The sequence below is a fragment of the Prevotella sp. HMSC077E09 genome (assembly GCF_001814685.1).
Classification (GTDB): Bacteria; Bacteroidota; Bacteroidia; order Bacteroidales; family Bacteroidaceae; genus Prevotella; species Prevotella oris.
In genome coordinates this window covers 1-19454 of sequence record NZ_KV817572.1, presented here as the reverse complement: position 1 = coordinate 19454, position 19454 = coordinate 1, and the positions used below count along the sequence as shown (strand labels likewise).

18 protein-coding genes and 1 tRNA gene are annotated in these 19454 nt (G+C 45.2%); 9 read left to right on the top strand and 10 right to left on the bottom strand.

The window, feature by feature from the left end; all coding sequences use genetic code 11:
• The first annotated feature begins 35 nt into the window (after window positions 1-35).
• On the top strand, window positions 36-617 hold the full coding sequence (locus HMPREF2983_RS07960; RefSeq protein WP_070667655.1) for a DUF417 family protein: 582 nt from the start codon (window positions 36-38) through the stop codon (window positions 615-617).
• Between the two features lie 427 nt (window positions 618-1044).
• On the opposite strand, the gene HMPREF2983_RS07955 is transcribed toward HMPREF2983_RS07960, so the two are convergent.
• Entirely contained in the window at window positions 1045-1869 is an 825-nt protein-coding gene (locus HMPREF2983_RS07955) for an alpha/beta hydrolase (protein ID WP_004378155.1), read from the bottom strand.
• A gap of 100 nt (window positions 1870-1969) precedes the next feature.
• Here HMPREF2983_RS07955 and HMPREF2983_RS07950 point away from each other — a divergent pair, with 100 nt between their 5' ends.
• A complete protein-coding gene (locus tag HMPREF2983_RS07950) occupies window positions 1970-2500 on the top strand; it encodes an NUDIX hydrolase (protein WP_070667654.1) in 531 nt (176 codons plus the stop codon).
• Here HMPREF2983_RS07950 and HMPREF2983_RS07945 read toward each other — a convergent pair whose 3' ends face one another.
• Both HMPREF2983_RS07945 and HMPREF2983_RS07940 read right to left on the bottom strand, forming a co-directional pair.
• A complete protein-coding gene (locus HMPREF2983_RS07945; RefSeq protein WP_070667653.1) occupies window positions 2501-2815 on the bottom strand; it encodes a transcriptional regulator in 315 nt (104 codons plus the stop codon).
• Window positions 2809-3255, bottom strand: a complete 447-nt coding sequence (locus HMPREF2983_RS07940; protein ID WP_070667652.1) for a cupin domain-containing protein — start codon at window positions 3253-3255, stop codon at window positions 2809-2811. The genes HMPREF2983_RS07945 and HMPREF2983_RS07940 overlap by 7 nt, the downstream gene beginning before the upstream one ends.
• 232 nt (window positions 3256-3487) lie before the next feature.
• Between HMPREF2983_RS07940 and HMPREF2983_RS07935 the strand changes: the two genes are divergently transcribed.
• On the top strand, window positions 3488-3856 hold the full coding sequence (locus HMPREF2983_RS07935) for a winged helix-turn-helix transcriptional regulator (RefSeq protein ID WP_070667651.1): 369 nt from the start codon (window positions 3488-3490) through the stop codon (window positions 3854-3856).
• A 146-nt stretch (window positions 3857-4002) separates the two neighbouring features.
• On the top strand, window positions 4003-4929 hold the full coding sequence (locus HMPREF2983_RS07930) for a tetratricopeptide repeat protein (RefSeq protein ID WP_070667650.1): 927 nt from the start codon (window positions 4003-4005) through the stop codon (window positions 4927-4929).
• A 10-nt stretch (window positions 4930-4939) separates the two neighbouring features.
• Here the strand turns inward: HMPREF2983_RS07930 and HMPREF2983_RS07925 are convergent, their stop codons facing one another.
• The gene (locus HMPREF2983_RS07925; protein ID WP_246829376.1) at window positions 4940-6265 is read right to left on the bottom strand and encodes a plasmid pRiA4b ORF-3 family protein; all 1326 of its coding nucleotides are present in this window, start codon (window positions 6263-6265) and stop codon (window positions 4940-4942) included.
• A 686-nt stretch (window positions 6266-6951) separates the two neighbouring features.
• On the opposite strand from HMPREF2983_RS07925, the gene HMPREF2983_RS14005 reads away from it, so the two are divergent.
• A complete protein-coding gene (locus tag HMPREF2983_RS14005) occupies window positions 6952-7128 on the top strand; it encodes a hypothetical protein (RefSeq protein WP_168166205.1) in 177 nt (58 codons plus the stop codon).
• Between the two features lie 10 nt (window positions 7129-7138).
• Here HMPREF2983_RS14005 and HMPREF2983_RS07920 read toward each other — a convergent pair whose 3' ends face one another.
• Window positions 7139-8038, bottom strand: coding sequence for a patatin-like phospholipase family protein (locus tag HMPREF2983_RS07920; RefSeq protein WP_070667648.1), 900 nt, complete (start codon window positions 8036-8038; stop codon window positions 7139-7141).
• Between the two features lie 80 nt (window positions 8039-8118).
• On the opposite strand from HMPREF2983_RS07920, the gene HMPREF2983_RS07915 reads away from it, so the two are divergent.
• On the top strand, window positions 8119-9270 hold the full coding sequence (locus HMPREF2983_RS07915; protein WP_070667725.1) for an N-acetyltransferase: 1152 nt from the start codon (window positions 8119-8121) through the stop codon (window positions 9268-9270).
• A gap of 176 nt (window positions 9271-9446) precedes the next feature.
• Here the strand turns inward: HMPREF2983_RS07915 and HMPREF2983_RS07910 are convergent, their stop codons facing one another.
• Together HMPREF2983_RS07910 and crcB are read right to left on the bottom strand one after the other, a co-directional pair.
• On the bottom strand, window positions 9447-10619 hold the full coding sequence (locus HMPREF2983_RS07910) for a thioredoxin-like domain-containing protein (RefSeq protein ID WP_070667647.1): 1173 nt from the start codon (window positions 10617-10619) through the stop codon (window positions 9447-9449).
• Window positions 10620-10715: 96 nt separating this feature from the next.
• A complete protein-coding gene (crcB, locus tag HMPREF2983_RS07905) occupies window positions 10716-11120 on the bottom strand; it encodes a fluoride efflux transporter CrcB (protein ID WP_070667646.1) in 405 nt (134 codons plus the stop codon).
• Window positions 11121-11613: 493 nt separating this feature from the next.
• Here crcB and pnp point away from each other — a divergent pair, with 493 nt between their 5' ends.
• Both pnp and HMPREF2983_RS07895 read left to right on the top strand, forming a co-directional pair.
• Window positions 11614-13887: a polyribonucleotide nucleotidyltransferase gene (gene pnp, locus HMPREF2983_RS07900; protein ID WP_070667645.1), complete on the top strand. Its 2274-nt coding sequence runs from the start codon at window positions 11614-11616 to the stop codon at window positions 13885-13887.
• Between the two features lie 533 nt (window positions 13888-14420).
• Window positions 14421-16307 carry a heavy metal translocating P-type ATPase gene (locus tag HMPREF2983_RS07895; RefSeq protein WP_070667644.1) on the top strand — a complete coding sequence of 629 codons (1887 nt, stop codon included), beginning with the start codon at window positions 14421-14423 and terminating at the stop codon, window positions 16305-16307.
• Window positions 16308-16444: 137 nt separating this feature from the next.
• Here the strand turns inward: HMPREF2983_RS07895 and HMPREF2983_RS07890 are convergent, their stop codons facing one another.
• Complete coding sequence (locus HMPREF2983_RS07890) at window positions 16445-17266, bottom strand: CPBP family intramembrane glutamic endopeptidase (protein ID WP_070667643.1); 822 nt, start codon at window positions 17264-17266, stop codon at window positions 16445-16447.
• The gene (gene ribF, locus HMPREF2983_RS07885) at window positions 17266-18207 is read right to left on the bottom strand and encodes a riboflavin biosynthesis protein RibF (RefSeq protein WP_070667642.1); all 942 of its coding nucleotides are present in this window, start codon (window positions 18205-18207) and stop codon (window positions 17266-17268) included. Before ribF ends, HMPREF2983_RS07890 begins: the two co-directional genes overlap by 1 nt.
• 593 nt (window positions 18208-18800) lie before the next feature.
• Between ribF and HMPREF2983_RS07880 the strand changes: the two genes are divergently transcribed.
• Window positions 18801-18874 (top strand) — tRNA-Ile (locus tag HMPREF2983_RS07880).
• Between the two features lie 337 nt (window positions 18875-19211).
• On the opposite strand, the gene HMPREF2983_RS14145 is transcribed toward HMPREF2983_RS07880, so the two are convergent.
• Window positions 19212-19454 (bottom strand): hypothetical protein (locus HMPREF2983_RS14145; protein WP_210400369.1); only part of this gene is annotated, 243 nt, incomplete at its 5' end.

Here is a 19454-nt window from a genome sequence, read left to right as displayed (position 1 = left end):
AAATAGGATTATTAACGAAATAAACTTTATTGAAAATGGGAAGAATAACAACGTTGATGCAGGCCGTACTCAATATTTCGGCCTCATTGAAAGGCTTTGGAGTTCATTTAATTCGTGTCGCAATCTTTATTATTTTCATATGGATTGGTGGGTTAAAGTTCTGGAATTATGAAGCCGAAGGCATCGTTCCGTTCGTAGCTAACAGTCCGTTCATGAGCTTCTTCTATGAAAAGGAAGCACCTGAATATAAAGATTACAAGTTGAAAGAAGGCGAATTCGACAAGGTGAAGCATGAATGGCACCAGGAGAACAACACATATGGCTTCTCACATGGTTTGGGATTGCTGATCATGTCCTTTGGAATCTTGACGCTCTTAGGCATTTGGTTCCCGAAAATTGGCTTTGTTGGAACAGGTCTCGTCATATTAATGACCTTTGGAACGCTTTCGTTTCTCGTCACAACCCCCGAGTGTTGGGTGCCCGATTTAGGCAGTGGTGAGCATGGATTTCCTTTATTATCGGGTGCAGGAAGATTGGTGATCAAGGATACGGCAATTCTTGCGGGGGCAGTAGTTGTGCTGGCCGACTGTGCACAACGCATCTTGAAGAAGATATAAACGGGCTTAGTGCTATGATGCACAGCCTGTTCTTGGGAATGGAAAAGGTAAGCAGGAGCACCCGTTTACAATATCCATCAGCGGCATGATAAGTGCTCCCGACAGGTCATGTAAATCATGTCAAATTCCAACGACTGTTCAGGGGTGTTGCAATATGGGTCATTTTACGCGCTCATATGACGCATATTACACGATGAAATGGGTCAAATTGCACGCTCATATGACGCAAGTTACAACGCTTGTTCATGTGGATATTCAAGGGCGTTTGACCAAGAGCAACTAACTCCTTGATGTACAATGGATTGCTACTCGTATGAATTCGGGGCTTATTTCCATTGACAACGAATAAAGGGGAATACATCATGATGTGTTCCCCTTTGTCATATCATGTCGACAGAATTGTCAAAACAGCATGCAGGTTGAGGCATTATTTCTGCAACAACCAGTCTTTCAGTTCCTGAAGCATCGTGGCGTGAAACTTGAAGTTGGGTCGGATGCCCCAGCCATGTCCGCCACTTGGATAGACATGCAGCGATGCAGGAACGTCGTGCCTGTAGAGTTCCAAGTAATAGTTGACGCCATTTGACGGCATGACAGCCTTGTCGTCATCACTTAAGGCAATCCATGCGCGGGGTGTTACCCGTGTCACCTGCATGTCGCTGCTGTATTCTTTTTCATCCTTTTTCGTAGCATCTTTGCCCAAGAAGTTATCATGACTGTGCTGGTGAGCATAGCCGTTAAGCATCGTGATGACAGGGTAAAAGAGAATTTGGAAGTTGGGTTTTGCATCGCCGGTGCTGTGTGTTGCAATCACAGAAGCCAAGTGGCCGCCGGCCGAAGACCCCATGATGCCGACATCATTGCGGTTGATATGCCATGAAGAAGCATTGGCACGGACGAGCCGCATGGCAGCTTCGGCATCGCTTATAGGCACTTCACGGTTGCCGTTGGGCATGCGGTATTTCAGCACAATAGCTGCAATTCCCATGTTATTGAAGAAACCTGCCCAGTCTTTTCCCTCGTGGTTCATGGCCAATTGAGCGTATCCTCCGCCGGGACAGATAACGATAGCCCGACCCGTTGCAGTCTTGGCATCGGGCAGATAGACGTAGACTTTCGCCGTATCAGTGGCATTTCCATTGCTGAAAGGGGCATTCCCTTGCCACAGATTGACTTCCGTGGGCTCTTGTGCCACGGCATTTCCAATGCTGAAAAACACCATAACGGCCAGCATCAAGTGTTTTGTTCTCATATCTTTTCGTTTTTCTTTTTTGTTGTTTTAGCCTTTTATAGTTGCAAAGATAATGAAAAAATCGTAATATTGCAGCAATAATCAATGAATAAGAAAACCGATGATGCTTTTAGAAAGAATGGCAGTCTGTCCGCTTTGCGGTTCTTCTCATTTCGTTCTTGACAGCGAAAAGAGTCGCCGTTGCAGGGATTGTGGCTTTGAATATTTTATGAACCCCAGCAGTGCTAACGTGGCATTGATCTTCAATCAGCAACAAGAACTGCTCGTTGTGAGGCGGAAAAACGCTCCCGCAAAAGGCACTCTCGACCTTCCCGGAGGCTTTGCTGATATGAATGAAACGGCAGAAGAGGGGGTTATCCGTGAGGTAAAGGAGGAAACAGGCCTTGAAGTTACGGCACTTCGCTATTTATTCAGTTTCCCCAATCAGTATGAATTCAGTGGTGTAACCTTGCCCACGCTCGACCTTTTCTTTGCTTGTGAGGTGGCCGATGAGCGTCATGTGAAGGCTTTGGACGATGCAGCTGAAGCCTTTTGGCTGCCATTTGAGCAAATCAATCCTGCCGAATTTGGTCTTGACTCCATACGAAAAGGAGTTGAAAAGTTCGTGAAAGCAAGGAAGACAACAACTTGATTATTGTGGCTGAAAGCATGTTTCATGTTGTATACACCAGTCTATCAGTTCCTTTACAGCAGGCAACAGCGACTTTCCTAAAGGCGAAAGACGATAGTTTTTCCCGTTGAGTATCATGATATTATCCTCTATCAGGAGGGTAACTGCAGCCAAAATTTGATTTTGGTTCAGCCCTTTCATCTCTTGACAGAGCTCATCTTGTGTCATCATTTGCCTTTCGCCCAGCAGCTGAATGACCCATAATGCGTCGGGTTCGCAAAGCCTTGCGAGGACATTGCGAACCGGACAAGTGGGAAAAAGCGTGTCGACTACCATTTCAATTCATCATTCAAAATATTGCCGTCTGTTGCATCTTCTGCAGTGAAAGTGTTGCCCTTGTACTGCACACAGAGCATTAACAGCTCGCTGTCTCCGGTGTTTTTGAGTGCACGTCGACCCTCGGGAGCCACTCGGATAATGCTTCCTTCGGTCACAGAAACCTCTTCTCCGTCTACCTGATAAAGGCCCTTACCTCTAAGAATGAAGTAGAGTTCTTCGTGATTCTTGTGAGTATGCAGGAAGCCGCTATCCTGTCCAGGTGCAAAACTCTGAAAGGAGAGTTCACTTCCTGTGGCATGTAAGGCCTGGCCTGCAAACACCTTACCAGGAATTTCAATGTTACCAAGTGGCAATACATAGTCCTTGATGTCACTTAGTTTGCCTACATTTACTACTGTAAAGTTCTTTCCATTCTTAACTGTTTCAATTGTTTTCATAATCTTGTTCTTTTAATTTATGGTTTGATATGTCAGTTGTTTCTGTTGCAAAGGTATTTGTAATCAGTGGATTACACAAGTAGGTACAAGAATGTGAGATAGTTACTTAGAGGTAAGTAATGGGTAGTGAGGGCACAACGAGATAGAGGTTTTTACATTGTTTAACCATAAAACTTTCGCATTCTATCCCACGGAGTTTAACTTTGTGCATAGAAATAGAATATGGAAGAATATGAAAAACGATGAAATTCGCAATGCACTTTATCCTAATTGCCCTGTACGCAACGTGCTTTCACGTGTGGGAGACAAGTGGTCTATGCTGATATTGTTCACCTTGGAAAGTCATCCTACAATTAGATTTAAGGAATTGCAGCGCAATATTCCCGATATTTCGCAGAAGATTTTGACAGCAACGCTCAAGACACTTGAGGCAGATGGATTGATAAAACGTGAGGTCTTTCCCGAAGTTCCGCCTCGTGTGGAGTATTCATTGACTGCGAAAGGCCTGTCGCTTCTGCCACTTATTGACAATCTTCTCACGTGGGCATCAGACAACATGGAAGACATTATAGCCTCCCGAAAGCAGTTTTATCTCAAATAACATGACTGCCTATGGGCGGTTTTCTTTGCTTTATGATTCAACATCATGCAAAGAAACAACTTCTTATTTTACTTTTATTCCTCTGTCTTTCTTGATAAATTCCCCGATAATCCTTATATTTGCAGTAACCAATAACCTACAAAGCCATGGATGTGAAGACTGTTTTTGAACTGCGAAAGCAGGGGAGAATAGAAGAAGCTTATGCTGCAATCCGACCTCTCTACGCACAACATAAGGGACATTACACCACGATTGCCATGTTTTGGATAGGCGTTGACATGATGCGTTTGCGTTATCAGCAGCGACGGTTAGAGGAGGCTTACAAGATATTTCAAAGTCTTTTGCGCCTCTACCCCACCATGGACGACCGCGATTATAAGGGACAAACGGCCATGATGCGTGCTGCAATACTCGTCTTCGACCACCATCCTGCGTTCTCAATGCTTGACTTTATTACTGCCTGGGGCATCGAACGGCTCTCTGAAGAGGATTGGATGATGGGCCAGACGAATGGACATCTCGTGCCATCGACGGCAATCCGCATCGTCGGTAAAGTGTTTAAGGAGGTCGAAGCAAAGCCAACGGTCGACATGGCACTAAGGGCTGTGCCGATATTGAGCGAGGCTTTGAAGCATAGTCCCTATAACATGAACTTCCAACGCCATAAGGCTTTAATTTATAAAATCATGGGAAAGAAAGACAAGGCCATTCATATTTACCGCCGATTGATACAAAATCATAAGCGGCAGTCTTATCTCTTTCATGAGTTTTCGAGGCTTGTTGACGACCCACAACAGCGGATAGCCCTGCTCTGTAAAGCCATTTCAACACAGCGCGACGAGCGTTTCAACCAGCATATGCGCTTCGTTTTAGCCGGCTTATTGTATGATGTCGACAAGTCGCGGGCACGCTATGAACTTGACAAATGCTTGGAAGCACGCCGAAAAGCGGGCTATACGATTACGTGGGAAATGCAGAACTTAGAGGCAACTCTGGCCGAAACACCTCCGGTAAGCGAGGCTTCTCAGCGCGAATTCTACCGCAGTCAGGAGGCTGTTGTGTGGAGAATATAAGCTGAAGTGCCTATCGGTTGCACTTCTTTACTATCCTCTGAGCTTTCTTGAGCGGGAATAATTCGGGGTCAAAGCGGTAGCCAAGCCATTCCATTTCTTCCAAAGCTTCGGCCGAAGCTGGTTTTTCCATCAGCATACAAAGGCGCTGATAACCCGAAACTCCACCGCAGTCGTTGGGTGGACAGGCCCGTTCGCCCGCAAGAAGTCTCACTTCTTTCTTCTCATCTCCATATCCGTCGTGGTCTACAAGCGCTACCGTGTGGAGCCAACAGTCGCCATAATCATATTCGAAAGTGACTTTGTCGCCCTTCCGTTTCAGCAGATCTCCAATGCAATAACGGCGTCCGTCCTTATTATCCAGAGGCATTGTGCCGTCTAAAATCTCTTGCATGGAGGAAACATAGAAGGTGGATTGCCGGCCTTGGCGCACGATAAACTGATGTAGATGCTCTTCAGTCCAACCCATGGAAAGCAGGATTGCGGCGGCCAAAGAGGGCAAAGTGATTGTCGACGGCACTTCAATTTCGCGCCATATAGCGGGTTTAATACCATCGAGGGATATGCGGAGGCGGTATTTCCATACACCAATTGCCGGCTTATAGATAGCAATGGGATGTGCCACCCAGCCGTCAAAGCTCTGCCAGTCGTAGTCATCGAGATTGAGTCGCTCGCAGAGTTTTCCCTCGAAATCGTCTTCTTCATCTTGCCACTCCCCATTTCCAAGCCATAAATCATCTTCATCTTCGCCTATGCTCTGTGGCGTTATGTAGTTCAAGGGCTTGCCCAATACGGGGTGACAGGCTTCATCATGGAAAGCCGTCTGACCATGGAAAGGCTGTTCTTTGGCTGATGTTGTTTCCTGTTTCTTGTTGTTTTCCGTTTCAGGAAACATCGAAAGTGCCGACACAATGTCTTCGGCCGTTACGTGCTTACCGCTTGCCTGTTCAGTCACTAACCTGAAAAAATCTTTTAAGGGATAGGCTTCTATGGCTTTTTTCAGCCCACCTTTAATGTTTTTCTTGGTCTGAATTTCCACCTCATGACATCGTTTCTCAAACTGTCTCACCGTTTTGTCGGTTCGCAGTTCGGGCATTTCAGTCAGCCGTTTGTCGAGTTTTCGGCTCATGGAAGTAATACATTGCCAGATATCTTCAAGGTATAAGCGGAGTCGCAGGGCATCGGCAGCAGCATCGGCCGTACAATAATTCACGACAAATTCGCCGAATTCGTGAGCTTTTGTGACCGACAACAACTTCTCCTTTACGAGTTTTGACCGATTCTCTTTTATAAAATTGAACAGGTCTGTAATACATTTGATGAAATTCTTCCTGCTCATATCTTCCCGAATACTGGTTTGGTTACTTGCAAATATACTATAAAATTCTCTATTCCACGGCATAATTTGAGTGGAAATCTGGGGCGTTCTGATTAGATTTTCGAGTTTTATTACACCGCATTCTCAGTCTTGTTTCCTTTTTTCAAAACCCGATGTTTCCGCCCATTTTCGGTTTTCTTTGTGCTTTATTTCAGTTTTTCTTCTCCCCAAGGAATGGCTTCATGCGTGTGTTCTTGACATGGAAATGTAGTTTATTAGGAAGTTGGTTGTAAAGTGAAAATGTCAAGATTATTGGCTGAAAAAACAGTTGTTGAAAACTGACCAAATAGAAAAAATCAAGCCTCAAAACCGACTTTGTTTCACAATTTGACAGCGATGAAATCGGCGTTTTTGGCATATTGTTTCCCCTTTTGCGTCAAAACAACATGCCATTTGCACCAGAAAGCATTGGCATCTGCATCACTTTGCGGTGTGATTTGATGCAAATGACATCGTGATTTGACGCAAGTGGCATTCCCGTTGTACGTTATTTTGCGGTCTGTTTTCTTGCTTTTTGTATAACTATTTGATAATTAATGATTTATAAAGTCGTTGAAAACTGCGCGTATTTCGAACAAAGTGGTTTGGTGTTTCAAATACGCGAGTTATGCGAAGGCTTTTGTTAAGTAAATTCAGAAAAGTTAAAAATGCAGTTCAAAGAGGTGTTTTTTGCAGAAAACTTCTTTGAAGTGACGAAATCGGGAAACGGAGCAGGAAATGTAAGAGGTTACAAACGGCAGACTATGTGCAGCGGCGAGAACTTGCTTTCTGCCTCTGCCGACATCGGTAAAAAGGGGGAAAAGGGACGGTTGGAAAAGCAGTAAGACCTCTGATTCAGCCTTTGACGAAAGCCTTTATGCGTTCCAAATGCTCTAAACCCTGCTTTCTTCCTATCGCGTAAACCTGCTGCATCTGCTTTGGATTGTGCGAAGTGTGGCTGATGGGAAGCTTTTCTTCGGGGGCAAGAACAAGCGTATGACCGAGTTTTTCCTGTGCTTCTACATAGCGGAGTTGCGCGTTATACATCACATGTCGGTTGGCCAAGGTAGCTATCATGTTGGGATAATGGCGCAGAGAAAGGCGCATCAGCGGCATGAAGGCTGTGGGCTGCTTGACATAATCGCGGGGTTGGGTGAGGATAACGAGGTTGCGTTGATAGCCCTGTTGCTGGAAATAGCGGAGCGGAATGGAGTCGGAAACACCGCCGTCGAGCAGTTTTCGGCCTTCAATCTCAACCACACGCGACACCAAAGGCATGGAGGCAGAAGCGCGTATCCATTCACACAGAGCGTCTACTGGCATATCTTGATGGGCCAGACGATAGACAGGTTGGCCTGTTTCAACATCCGTGCAAACGATATAAAAGTCAGTTTTACTCGTTTTGAACGTTTGGAAATCAAACGGGTCGAGTTCTTTAGGTAAGCGGTGATAGGCAAATTCGGCTCCGAAAAGGTCGCCCGTGCAGAGCCATGAGCGCAGACTGCAATAGCGCCAATCGTGAGAAAAGCGTTGATTATAGCGCAGGGCACGCCCCGGTTGACGGCTGAGATAGTTGCAACCGAAGGCAGCTCCGGCCGAAACTCCAATCAGACCATCGAAGTGGATGCCGTTTTCGATGAGCACATCTACGATCCCCATGGTGTAAAGTCCGCGCAGGGCACCACCTTCAAGCACGAGTCCTGTCTTGATGTTATTGTCTGCTGTTGCGTTCATTTCTATTGTCTCATTGGTCATGATGATATATTATTCGTGCAAAGATAAATATTAATTCAGAAATAATTGGTATTTTTGTAGGCCAAAACTTAAATGTGATGATGAACACAACGATAGAGATAAAGGTGGTTGAAAACTTGAGCGATTTGAAAAAGTTTGTTCAGTTCTACTATGATTTGTATCGTGATTGCGAGCAGGCTGTGCCGTTTTTGTTCAGCGATGAGATGAATACGCTGCGCAAAGACCGTAATCCCTCGTTTGAATGTTGCGAAGCTTGCTACTTCATGGCATGGAGAAACGGACAGATAGTGGGGCGTATCGCTGCCATTATCAACCATAGAGCCAATGAGAAATGGAACTGCAAGGTGGTGCGTTTTGACTGGTTTGACTTCATTGATGATGAGGAAGTGTCGGCTGCTTTGCTGCAAACTGCGGAGGAATGGGGCCGAAAACGCGGCATGACAGAGATTGCGGGACCACTCGGTTTCACGGATATGGACCGCGAAGGCCTGCTCATTGAGGGCTTTGACAGCCTTTCAACGATGTATATCAACTACAACTATCCTTATTATCAGCGGCATATCGAACGGCTTGAAGGCTTTCGAAAGGATAATGATTATTTGGAATACCGCATCAGAATACCTGAAGTGGCACCGCCAAAGGTAGGGAAATTGGCCGAAATGATAGTGTCACGGTATAATCTTCACGTGCATAAATTCACGCAAGACGAATTGATTAACAAGGGCATGGGACGCAAGGTGTTTGATATTCTCAATGCCACTTATAAGGATCTTTATGGTTTTTCGGAACTCTCCGACAGGCAGATAGATGCCTTGGTGAATGATTATATACGGAAGGCTGACTTAAATCTCGTCACAGCTGTAGTCGATGGAAACCGTAACAACGAAATGATTGGCTTTGGAATATCCTTTCCTTCATTCTCCAAGGCATTGCGGAAAACGCGTGATGGACGGCTGTTTCCATTAGGGTGGTGGCCCTTGTTGCGTGTTTTGAAATGGCATAAGACCGACACTGTCGACCTGCTTCTTATCGGCGTTCTGCCTGAATATCGACGTAAAGGGGCCAATGCACTCATCTTCAATGACCTCATCAACCATTATCGCGCCTATGGTTTTAAGTGGGCAGAAGCCATGCCACAGATGGAAAGTAATACGGCGGTGCGCAACGAATGGCAGTATTTTGACTCACAACAGCATCGGAGACACAGGTGTTATCGAAAGAAGATGGGGTAGCTTACTCCCTCTCTAAAAGTGGGGAGAAGCGTGCTTGTATCAGATGATGACCGTCAGATATGCCTTTCTGTCAATTAAAGGCACCCCTTTGTCAAGTGCAAACTTTTATGGTAACTGCAAACGGACGCAGTCCATTTGCAGCTGTTTCTTTTATGCGATAATAAATGGTCGTGAGGTTAAAGCAGGCTCTTTATAGCTGCATCAATATCTTTCACCTGTACATCGCGCATCTTCACACTGTTGTCTTTGCCTATAAGAAAGAAGGTAGGAATGCGCTGAACGTTATACTGGGAAAGCACCTGTGAGTCGGTTCCGGCGTCATCATGCACGCTGATCCAGGGCAGGGCAGCCGTTTGGGTCTTCCAGAAATGCTCGTCGGGATCAATGGAAACCTGATAGATTTCAAAGCCTTGAGCATGATATTTGTTATAGAGGTCGCGCAACATCATGATACGCTTGGTGCTGTTTTCACCGGCAAAGACATGGAAGTCGAGCATAACTACCTTACCGGTAAGGTCAGACAGGCGACGCAAGTTGCCCCTGTTATCACGCAAAGCAATGTCGATGATGCCGCTCACTTTCACTTTGCTGGCGTCAATCTGGGCCTGCTGTTGCTCTGCCTGAAGGATGCGCGCATCCTTCATACCCTGTAGGGCAATGTTGTGAAGATTGAGTCCACGCTCTGCTTTCGGGTAATAAGTGTCCCAACTTGTTGCCACAGCAGCATATACTTTGTTGTCTTCCCGATTATTTCGTGGGTTGAAAATCAATGTTTGTTGATTACCGATAATAACGGTTTGGAACAGTGCAAAATAGGCATAAGCCTTCATTGGCTCCTTGAAGATGTAGTTAAGTTTCACCTTATTCTTGTAGGTTTCAAGGGTCTGGGCAATATTGGCTTCTACAGCTTCTACACCCAAAGTAGGGCTCTTGATAATGTCATCAATCTGCTTCTGAAGGCCTTGCTGCATGAGTGCAAGCGTCTTAATCTTGCAGCAGTTCACACTTCCTGTAACCTCATATTTCGATGCCATGCGCGGATAAGCAGCCTTGATATTGACTGTTTCCGTGGAGTCGATGCTCACGTTGATAATCTGTCCGGCAATACGCAGACGGTAGAAATCGGGCGCTTCGGGGGCCTTCTCGCTGAAAGAAAAGCTTCCGTCCTCGCCTAATTTCACAGAATCTACGACTACAGGACCGTTGAGACTCATGTTTTCAAAATAGAGCGTGGAATCTTTGGCATTGGTAATCTCACCGTCAACATGGAACTTCCTGTTGTTACAAGAAGCCAGACTCAATGCTGTAAGCATGATAGTTGCGACAGAAAAAAGGCTTTTTATCTTCATTATTCTTGTTTTTTCAAGTTCTGATTGCAAAAGTACATAAAATTTAGAAAAGTAAAAAAGCAAACAGATAAAAAGGTAATAAATCGTGAAGTTTTTTTATATCATGCGGGCAAGTAACATTCCTACATACACGGCTATAATACCAAGGACGACACTTCCGCCTGAATATGCGGCGGCTTGCCATAGCTGTTGGGTGCGAAGAAGGGTCAAAATTTCGTTGCAAAACGTAGAAAAGGTAGTGAAACCGCCACAGAATCCCACTGTCAGAAAGAGTTTCCAAGTCTCTGACATGCCTGTACCTCGGTCGGCAATGCCATAGAAAACTCCTATAAGCAAACAGCCCAAGAGGTTTACAGTCATTGTACCCATCGGGAAAACGGCAAGGAAAGTGCCCTGCAAAAGCTTTGGAAGAAGCCATCGAGAAATTGATCCCAAGGCACCTCCAATGGCAATATAGAAAATCGATTGCAACATATCTTCGGCAAAAATACACATTTTCATGCTTTTATTGTATAGAAAATACGAAGAAAAATCATTCCATTCGAGAATCTCCTCCCTACAAACAATGCAATAAGAATTTGCTATATATCATTGGTCATCAGTGATATAAGCCTATAACAAGCTTCATATACCACATAGACTTCATAACATTGATAGGGAAATTCCCCTTTAGAAATAGGAAAATTCCTCTTGAACGATACAATAAAAAGCTATATCTTTGCAAACAGAAAAACGAAGATAGTTATACTTTTTCTCAATAGGTAAAGCTTTTTAGAGGGTAAATAGATTTCAGGTTACAAAAAGATTAGAGAGACAAAATTTTCAGATTAGCTTGGTTTAGGACAGCAGCAAGACTCGTAAGAGTTTGCCACTGTCCTTTTTTATATTTAAAAATGCTGAAAAACTTCAAGTTGTATTCTTTCGTTTCACATATAATAGGTAACTTTGCGGAGATTTTAGATGTTTGACAAAACAATAAGTTATTAAATTTTAGATGAACGTTATTACAAAAACAGTTCAATTGCCTGATGGGAGAACCATCACAATTGAGACCGGAAAAGTTGCAAAACAAGCTGATGGCGCTGCGGTTCTTCGCATGGGCAACACAGTACTCTTGGCAACTGTTTGTGCAGCAAAGGATGCAGTTCCGGGTACAGATTTTATGCCTTTGCAGGTTGATTACCGCGAGCAGTACAGTGCTGCAGGTCGTTTTCCAGGCGGTTTCACCAAGCGTGAAGGTAAGGCGAGCGACAATGAAATCCTGACTTCTCGCCTCGTGGACCGTGCACTTCGTCCACTCTTCCCTTCCAATTATCACGCTGAAGTGTATGTACAAGTGATGCTTCTTTCAGCCGATGGCGTTGACCAGCCTGATGCTTTGGCCGGTTTTGCAGCCTCTGCAGCCATGGCTTGTTCAGATATTCCATTCGAATATGCTATTTCTGAGGTTCGCGTTGCACGCATCAATGGAGAGTATGTCATTGATCCGACATTCCAGCAGATGGCAGATGCCGATATGGACTTAATGGTTGCTGCCACTAAAGACAATATTATGATGGTCGAAGGCGAGATGAAAGAAGTCTCTGAACAAGACCTTATCGGAGCCTTGAAAGCTGCAGCCGAGGCTATCAAGCCTATGTGTGAGTTACAGGAAGAACTCTCCAAAGAACTCGGTACCGATGTAAAACGTGAATATGATCACGAAATCAACGACGAAGATCTGCGTGAACAAATCAAGAACGAGCTTTATAAGTCCGTTTATGATATCAACAAGCAGGCACTCGAAAAGCACGCACGCCACGATGCTTTCGATAAGATTTTGGCGGATTTCCTTGAGAAATACGATGCAGCTCACAGCGAACTGTCAGAAGATGACCTTGAGGAAAAGCACGCAGAAGCCACTCGTTACTACGAAGATGTAATGCGTGATGCCATGCGTCGTTGCATTCTTGATGAAGGTCAGCGTCTTGATGGCCGTAAAACTACCGACATCCGTCCTATCTGGTGTGAGGTTTCACCATTGCCAATGCCTCATGGAAGCGCTATATTCCAACGTGGTGAGACGATGTCACTCTCTACTTGTACACTCGGTACAAAGCTCGATGAGAAGATGGTCGACGACGTTTTGGAGAAGAGTTACATGCGTTTCTTGCTCCATTATAACTTCCCTCCATTCTCGACAGGAGAAGCAAAAGCACAGCGTGGTGTAGGCCGTCGTGAGATTGGTCACGGTCATTTGGCATGGCGAGGCCTTAAAGGGCAGATCCCGGAAGACTATCCTTACACTGTACGTTTAGTCAGTCAAATCCTCGAATCGAATGGTTCTTCATCAATGGCAACGGTATGTGCCGGCACATTGGCCTTGATGGACGCAGGTGTTCCAATGAAGAAACCCGTCAGCGGTATCGCTATGGGACTCATCAAGAACCCAGGAGAAGACAAGTATGCTATCCTTAGCGATATCCTCGGAGATGAGGATCACTTGGGCGATATGGACTTCAAGACCACTGGTACACGTGATGGTTTGACCGCAACTCAGATGGATATCAAGTGCGACGGCCTTTCATTCGAAATCCTTGAGCAGGCATTGATGCAGGCAAAAGCAGGCCGTGAGCATATTCTGAACTGCATGCTTGAGACGATATCCGAGCCTCGTGCCGAACTCAAACCACAGGTTCCACGTATTGAAGCTTTTGATATTCCTAAGGAATTCATCGGTGCAATCATTGGTCCTGGTGGTAAGATTATCCAGCAGATGCAGGAAGAAACAGGTGCAACGATTACAATTGATGAGACCGATGGTAAGGGACATGTTACTGTTTCAGCACCAAATAAAGACAGCATCAATGCTGCCATGGGCAAGATTAAAGCCATTGTAGCTGTTCCAGAGGTAGGCGAAGTTTATGAAGGTGTTGTTCGCAGCATCATGCCTTATGGCTGTTTCGTGGAAATTCTGCCTGGAAGAGACGGACTGCTTCACATCTCTGAAATCGACTGGAAACGTCTTGAAACCGTTGAAGAGGCTGGTATCAAGGAAGGAGACAAGGTGAAAGTGAAGCTCATGGAGATTGATCCGAAGACTGGTAAGTATAAACTTTCACGCCGTGTGCTGCTCGAAAAGCCCGAAGGTTATGTTGAGCGCGAGCGTCGTCCACGTCCTGATCGTGGTGAACGTCGTCCGCGTCGTGATGGAGAAAGCCGTGAAAACCACCGTGGCCGTCGCTTCGAGCACCATGATAATGATGAAAACAATAATGTTACTGAATAAATCCTGAAGGGTTATTTCATACATTATTAAATATACAGAGCGTCTCTGCAAATGGTAAAAGCCAAATGCAGAGACGCTTTTCTTTGTTCATATAGCTTTTGATTTGCCACATCGGAGAGGCTAAAGGGGAAAGTAAAGAAAGGCTAAGTCGACTGTTTATTACCTCGATTAGGGATAATATAAAATAAGGTTCCATTTACATGGCGTTGCAATTTGTATTGAATCACCACGCCATTTGACGCAGATTGCACTGTAACTTGACGCAGATTGCATCGCCATTTGACGCAAATAACAACACACATTGACGTCAAGATGCACATTAATTTCAAGAAAACGAGGTAATTAGTTAATAATCAATACTTTGCAAAACACCCTCAAAGCTTGCGTATTTCGGGCTGAGGGAAAACTTATTCTGAATTTTCCTGCTATTTGAGAACTATTGTAAAGGAAAATAAAACAACCTGCTCTACTTTGCAACTCGGTTGCAAAACCTTTTCCTTACCTTTGCCAACAGAAATCAAAACAAAAGAAATATGGCACACGAAGCACATCATCACGAACATGAAGAGGAAGGAATGAACTGGGGACTCATCATCGCATCGGCGGTATTCTTGGTCATAGGATTACTTCTCGACAAACTTCCTATGTTCTGGTTCATTAATCCCTATCTCATCTTCTTTATCTATATTGTGGCCTTCATGCCCGTAGGACTGCCCGTCATGCACAAGGCATGGACGGCAATCAAGCATGAACACGATTTCTTCAGCGAGTTTATGCTGATGTCGGTAGCTGCAGTTGGCGCCCTATACTTAGGAGAATATCCCGAAGCAACAGCCGTTATGCTGCTCTATTGCATTGGAGAAGGACTGCAAGACAGGGCTGTTGACCGTGCACGCGACAACATCAAGAGTCTTCTTGCCTTTCGTCCTGACTTTGCACGAATGCCGGATGGACGCAAAGAACGACCCGAGAATGTGGAGATTGGCGCAAAGATTGAAGTGCAACCAGGCGAGCGCGTACCTCTTGACGGGCGTCTTCTTGGGTCTTCAGCTACCTTTAACACGGCTGCACTGACAGGCGAATCGATGCCGCGATTGATAGAAGCGGGGCAGGAAGTCATGGCGGGAATGATAGCCACAGACAGCGTTGTATGGCTCCGTGTGGTGCGGATAGCCAATGAAAGTGCCATCAGTCGTATGCTGAAAATGGTTGAAGAAGCTACCGAACGCAAGGCTCCTACCGAGAATTTCATTCATCGTTTCGCGCATATCTATACACCTGCAGTCATTGCTTTGGCCTTCTTGGTGGTTATAGTGCCGTGGATGGTGTCGCTGTTTACCGCTTTCAATTATTATTTCTCCGTTTGGTTGCACCTCGCTTTGGTATTCCTTGTCATCAGTTGCCCCTGTGCTTTAGTCATCAGTGTACCTTTGAGCTACTTTGCCGGCATTGGTGCTGCGAGTCGGCGAGGCATACTTTTCAAGGGAAGTAACAGTCTGGATGCCGTCACAAAGCTTGATACGGCCGTGTTTGACAAGACAGGAACGCTGACAACAGGAACATTCCAAATGGAGAAAACGGTAGGACTCTCTGAAGAAGACATGGCACTTGTGGCCGCTATTGAAGCCGTGAACAGTCATCCTATCGCCCAAGCTATCGTGAAATCCATGCAGGGAAAGGAGCTGATTGATGTGGACAAAAACCAGATTGAGAATGTTCCCGGCTACGGAATGAAGTATAAAACGTGGCTGATGGGCACGTTGAAGCTGCTGAAACAAGAGGGAGTAAACTATGATGAAGCCTTGGAAAGCGTGGCCGAAACTATAGTTGCCGTGGCCGAAGACAAGCTGTTCAAGGGCTATATCCTATTGGCAGACACGCCGAAAGCCGGTATTTTTACACTGCCGAAGCGTCTGAAAGCCCAGGGAATCAAGATGATGCAGGTGCTCAGTGGCGACAAGCAGGCACTTATCGACCGCCTTGTTGTGCAGTTTGAAGATGCAAAAGACTACGTAAAAGGCTATGGCGACTTGCTCCCCGAACATAAGGTTGCGCACATCGAAGCATTGAAACACGACGGAAGAGAGGTCGCTTTCATTGGCGACGGCATAAATGATGCTCCGGTGTTGGCATTGAGTAATGTCGGATTTGCCATGGGAAAGATGGGCGCAGACATGGCAGTAGAGACTGCCGATGTGGTCATTCAGACCGATGATCCGCTAAAGGTGGCCGAGGCAATTGCTATCGGCAGGCGCACGCGTCGCATCGTCTTGCAGAACATTATCTTTGCCATTGGCGTGAAAGTGCTTGTGATGGTGCTCGGCATTCTTGGCATGGCAACCCTTTGGGAGGCTGTGTTTGCCGATAGTGGCGTGGCATTGCTGGCCGTAATGAACAGCATGCGAGCACTGAAGAAGTAAGGAAAAGCCTCACCCCCAACCCCTCTCCGAAGAGAGAGGGGAGTGAAATGTCCTCCAATTGTACCGCATAAAGACTCCATTTCCAAGGCACTTTACTCCCCTCTCTCTTCGGAGAGGGGTTGGGGGAGAGGCTGTTCTCACATCTTCGCTCTTGCCAACCTTTTATTCAATTGCATCAATGCGGGCACGAGAATACACAGCGAGAAGAAGATGTAAAGAGCAATAACAACAGGCTTCCCGTTTGCAAGCTGACTCAAGGTTGCATTTTCAAAGCCCGGCATAAGATTGGCCATGACATAGACAATGGTGTTGTTGACCCAATGAAGCACTACACCCGGCACGATACTTCCTGTGCGGTAGAACATCCAACCCAGCAGTAAACCCAACAGGAATGCATGCAGAAACTGGGCCGAATTACCGTGGACAAGTCCGAAAACGGCTGCGGAAATCGCGATAGCAATCCAAGGTTTGCTCCCGAAAAGCTTGAGAAGCGTGCGCAGAATAGCACCACGGAACACGATTTCTTCAGCAAGCGGTCCCAAGATTCCTATGGCCACATAGCCTAAAGGCTCGTGCATCATTCGTGTAAAAAGCACTTCAAGCTGCTCGGGCATATCCACTTTGAACAATTCTTCAAGTCCGGAAGCCGGAATGATAATGCCGATTGCCGCAAGAACTACCCACATCAGCGTAGTCCAAGGGCGTGAAGACAGATAGTCACGCGATTTTGAAGTCCAGCCAAGTACTAAGAATAACGCTATCGTAATGAGGCTGGAGATGATGGTTGAAGCAATCGTAACAGCCGTATTTTCAGCGATTACCGTTCGCAAATCTGCTAATGGCAAATGCTTAAACAGCATATATCCGCCCACGACAACAATCTGGACAAAGAACTGTATCAGTATGAAAACGACCAAATAAAGGCCTGCATGAAGGATTTGTTTCCCTGTTTTGTTCATTATTCTATTTCTTTTTTAAATTGTTCTTCTATTTGCAGACGATCTTTCTGAAGCTGTTCGGCGAGTCCAAGTGCATTGTTGAACTTACGTTCTTCACGGATGCGATGAATGAAAACCACTTGCAACTGCTTGCCATAGAGGTCACCTTGGAAGTTGAAGATATTGACTTCAAGCGTCAGTTTCGAGCCATCAAAAGTGGGCCGCATGCCTATATTCATCATGCCATGAAGCAAAGTAACCGTGTTTTCTATTTTAACTTTCACGGCATATACCCCGGGAGCCGGAACCAATTGGCCGCTCTCGGTAGTGTCTATGTTGGCCGTTGGAAAGCCCATCTTGCGTCCTTGCGCAAAACCATGCACGACTTTGCCAACCAAAGTGTAGGAGTAACCCAAGCAAAGCGTAGCCATCTCAATCTCTCCGGCCTGCAGGAAAGAGCGGATAACCGAAGAACTGACATTGACACCATTCAGCACATAGGCCTGATTATGGATGACCTCAATACCGAGTTCGTTGCCATAACGCACGTAATCTTCAAAATCTTCCTCGCGGTTGTGCCCGAAACGATTGTCGTAACCGATGATAAGTTGCTTGACATTCAGTCGGTCATGCAGCACTTGCCTCATGAAATCAAAGGCCGACAAGCGTGCCGTTGCTTCATCAAAAGGCAGTACGGCTGCATTGTCTATCCCCGTTTTTGAGAGCAAGAGCAGTTTATTCTCGAGCGTAGTCAGCAGCTGTGGCACGTAATCGCTGTGCAGAACTTGCCGTGGATGTCGGTCAAATGTAATCACAGTTGAAGCTAATCCATAAGCTTTCGCTTTGTCGATGACATGCTTAATGAGGTATTGATGCCCGCGATGTACACCGTCAAAAAAGCCGATTGTAGCCACACAAGGTGCAATCGCATTGTTTTCCTCACTTAAAAATATAGTATTCATACCCTTAATCTCCTTACAGTGTGTGACTATTTCCTATCCTCAAGCACCCAGAATGCTCCGATATCTTATGCAAAGAAGCTTGCCTCCGATTTGCCAAATGCAGCTATATCTTATGCAAAGATATTGCCAATGAGCACAAAGAAAGCTTGCTTTCAATTTGTCGAATGCAGCTATATCTTATGCAAAGATAGTCTTTTTTCATTGTTGAGCAATCTTTATTTCTGATTAATCTGTCAAAAATCAGAAGATATTTCCCAAACAACGGCACAACAAGAACCTATATTCTTTCTTGCAATTCTATGCTATCCGTATCGGCAAATTGGGACTCTTTCACAACAACAACCTATATTCATTTTAAAGCAGTTATTACTGATGTAGTTAATCCTAAAGGCTATTTCACAACAACAACCTATATTCATTCTTGCAGTTCCCTGTCCTTCATGTCTTTGTAACTATCCCATAAAAACGCTGTTTGCAGCCCACTTCTACATTATTTCCATATCGTTATTTCTTATTCTCCTTCGTTTTTTCCCGCTTTTATTTGGTTATTTGCTCAAAACCCACTAACTTTGCACGCGGAAGACCAATTTCTCGGACTTGTAGCTCAGTTGGTTAGAGCAACAGACTCATAATCTGGAGGTCCCTGGTTCAAGCCCAGGCTGGTCCACATTAATAATCAAGCACTTACAAAGATTTTGTAGGTGCTTTTGCTTTTCAAGGTGACCTTTAGGTGACCTTTTTAAAGGGAAACTTTTCATCAGCGACCTTTTGAGATCTCATGGGATTGCAGAGATTTTATATATATTTTTATCTCATTGAGTATCCGCTAAAGGAGAACATGATGCACATTTCCAGTTGAAAATAGTATTTCCCACTAAGTATGTTTGTGAACTGTTGAAAACGGAAAACAACCCAATTAGTAGGTCAAATTAGAGATAAACTGTTGTAAAGTTGATATACAGGAGCTTTATTTCAGGTGTTTTCTACTGTTTTTCAATGAAATTTTATACTTTTGTATTCGGATTGGGGAAACCTATGTCCAAGACATATTGCTCAATAGCTTCACAATCACCACCGCAAGTAAAAGAGCATATCATCAATATTGGGACTGCACCCATATGGGCGCAGACATCCCATATTTGATGATGGTTTGTGGTGAACCGTGAGGCGTATGGCGATTGTCTGCGCTTTTTCGTAACCAACAAGATGTAAGGGGACAGTAGATATTTAGTGTGGATAAGCATATA

Bases quoted from the DNA above. Each gene is read 5' to 3' on its own strand.
- HMPREF2983_RS07910 (WP_070667647.1), bottom strand. From the start codon at position 10,619: ATGAAGATAAAAAGCCTTTTTTCTGTCGCAACTATCATGCTTACAGCA.
- HMPREF2983_RS07940 (WP_070667652.1), bottom strand. From the start codon at position 3,255: ATGAAAACAATTGAAACAGTTAAGAATGGAAAGAACTTTACAGTAGTA.
- pnp (WP_070667645.1), top strand. From the start codon at position 11,614: ATGAACGTTATTACAAAAACAGTTCAATTGCCTGATGGGAGAACCATC.
- HMPREF2983_RS07930 (WP_070667650.1), top strand. From the start codon at position 4,003: ATGGATGTGAAGACTGTTTTTGAACTGCGAAAGCAGGGGAGAATAGAA.
- HMPREF2983_RS14005 (WP_168166205.1), top strand. From the start codon at position 6,952: ATGCAGTTCAAAGAGGTGTTTTTTGCAGAAAACTTCTTTGAAGTGACG.
- HMPREF2983_RS07950 (WP_070667654.1), top strand. From the start codon at position 1,970: ATGATGCTTTTAGAAAGAATGGCAGTCTGTCCGCTTTGCGGTTCTTCT.
- HMPREF2983_RS07935 (WP_070667651.1), top strand. From the start codon at position 3,488: ATGAAAAACGATGAAATTCGCAATGCACTTTATCCTAATTGCCCTGTA.
- ribF (WP_070667642.1), bottom strand. From the start codon at position 18,207: ATGAATACTATATTTTTAAGTGAGGAAAACAATGCGATTGCACCTTGT.
- HMPREF2983_RS07945 (WP_070667653.1), bottom strand. From the start codon at position 2,815: ATGGTAGTCGACACGCTTTTTCCCACTTGTCCGGTTCGCAATGTCCTC.
- HMPREF2983_RS07920 (WP_070667648.1), bottom strand. From the start codon at position 8,038: ATGACCAATGAGACAATAGAAATGAACGCAACAGCAGACAATAACATC.
- crcB (WP_070667646.1), bottom strand. From the start codon at position 11,120: ATGAAAATGTGTATTTTTGCCGAAGATATGTTGCAATCGATTTTCTAT.
- HMPREF2983_RS07890 (WP_070667643.1), bottom strand. From the start codon at position 17,266: ATGAACAAAACAGGGAAACAAATCCTTCATGCAGGCCTTTATTTGGTC.
- HMPREF2983_RS07895 (WP_070667644.1), top strand. From the start codon at position 14,421: ATGGCACACGAAGCACATCATCACGAACATGAAGAGGAAGGAATGAAC.
- HMPREF2983_RS07960 (WP_070667655.1), top strand. From the start codon at position 36: ATGGGAAGAATAACAACGTTGATGCAGGCCGTACTCAATATTTCGGCC.
- HMPREF2983_RS07915 (WP_070667725.1), top strand. From the start codon at position 8,119: ATGAACACAACGATAGAGATAAAGGTGGTTGAAAACTTGAGCGATTTG.
- HMPREF2983_RS07925 (WP_246829376.1), bottom strand. From the start codon at position 6,265: ATGAGCAGGAAGAATTTCATCAAATGTATTACAGACCTGTTCAATTTT.
- HMPREF2983_RS07955 (WP_004378155.1), bottom strand. From the start codon at position 1,869: ATGAGAACAAAACACTTGATGCTGGCCGTTATGGTGTTTTTCAGCATT.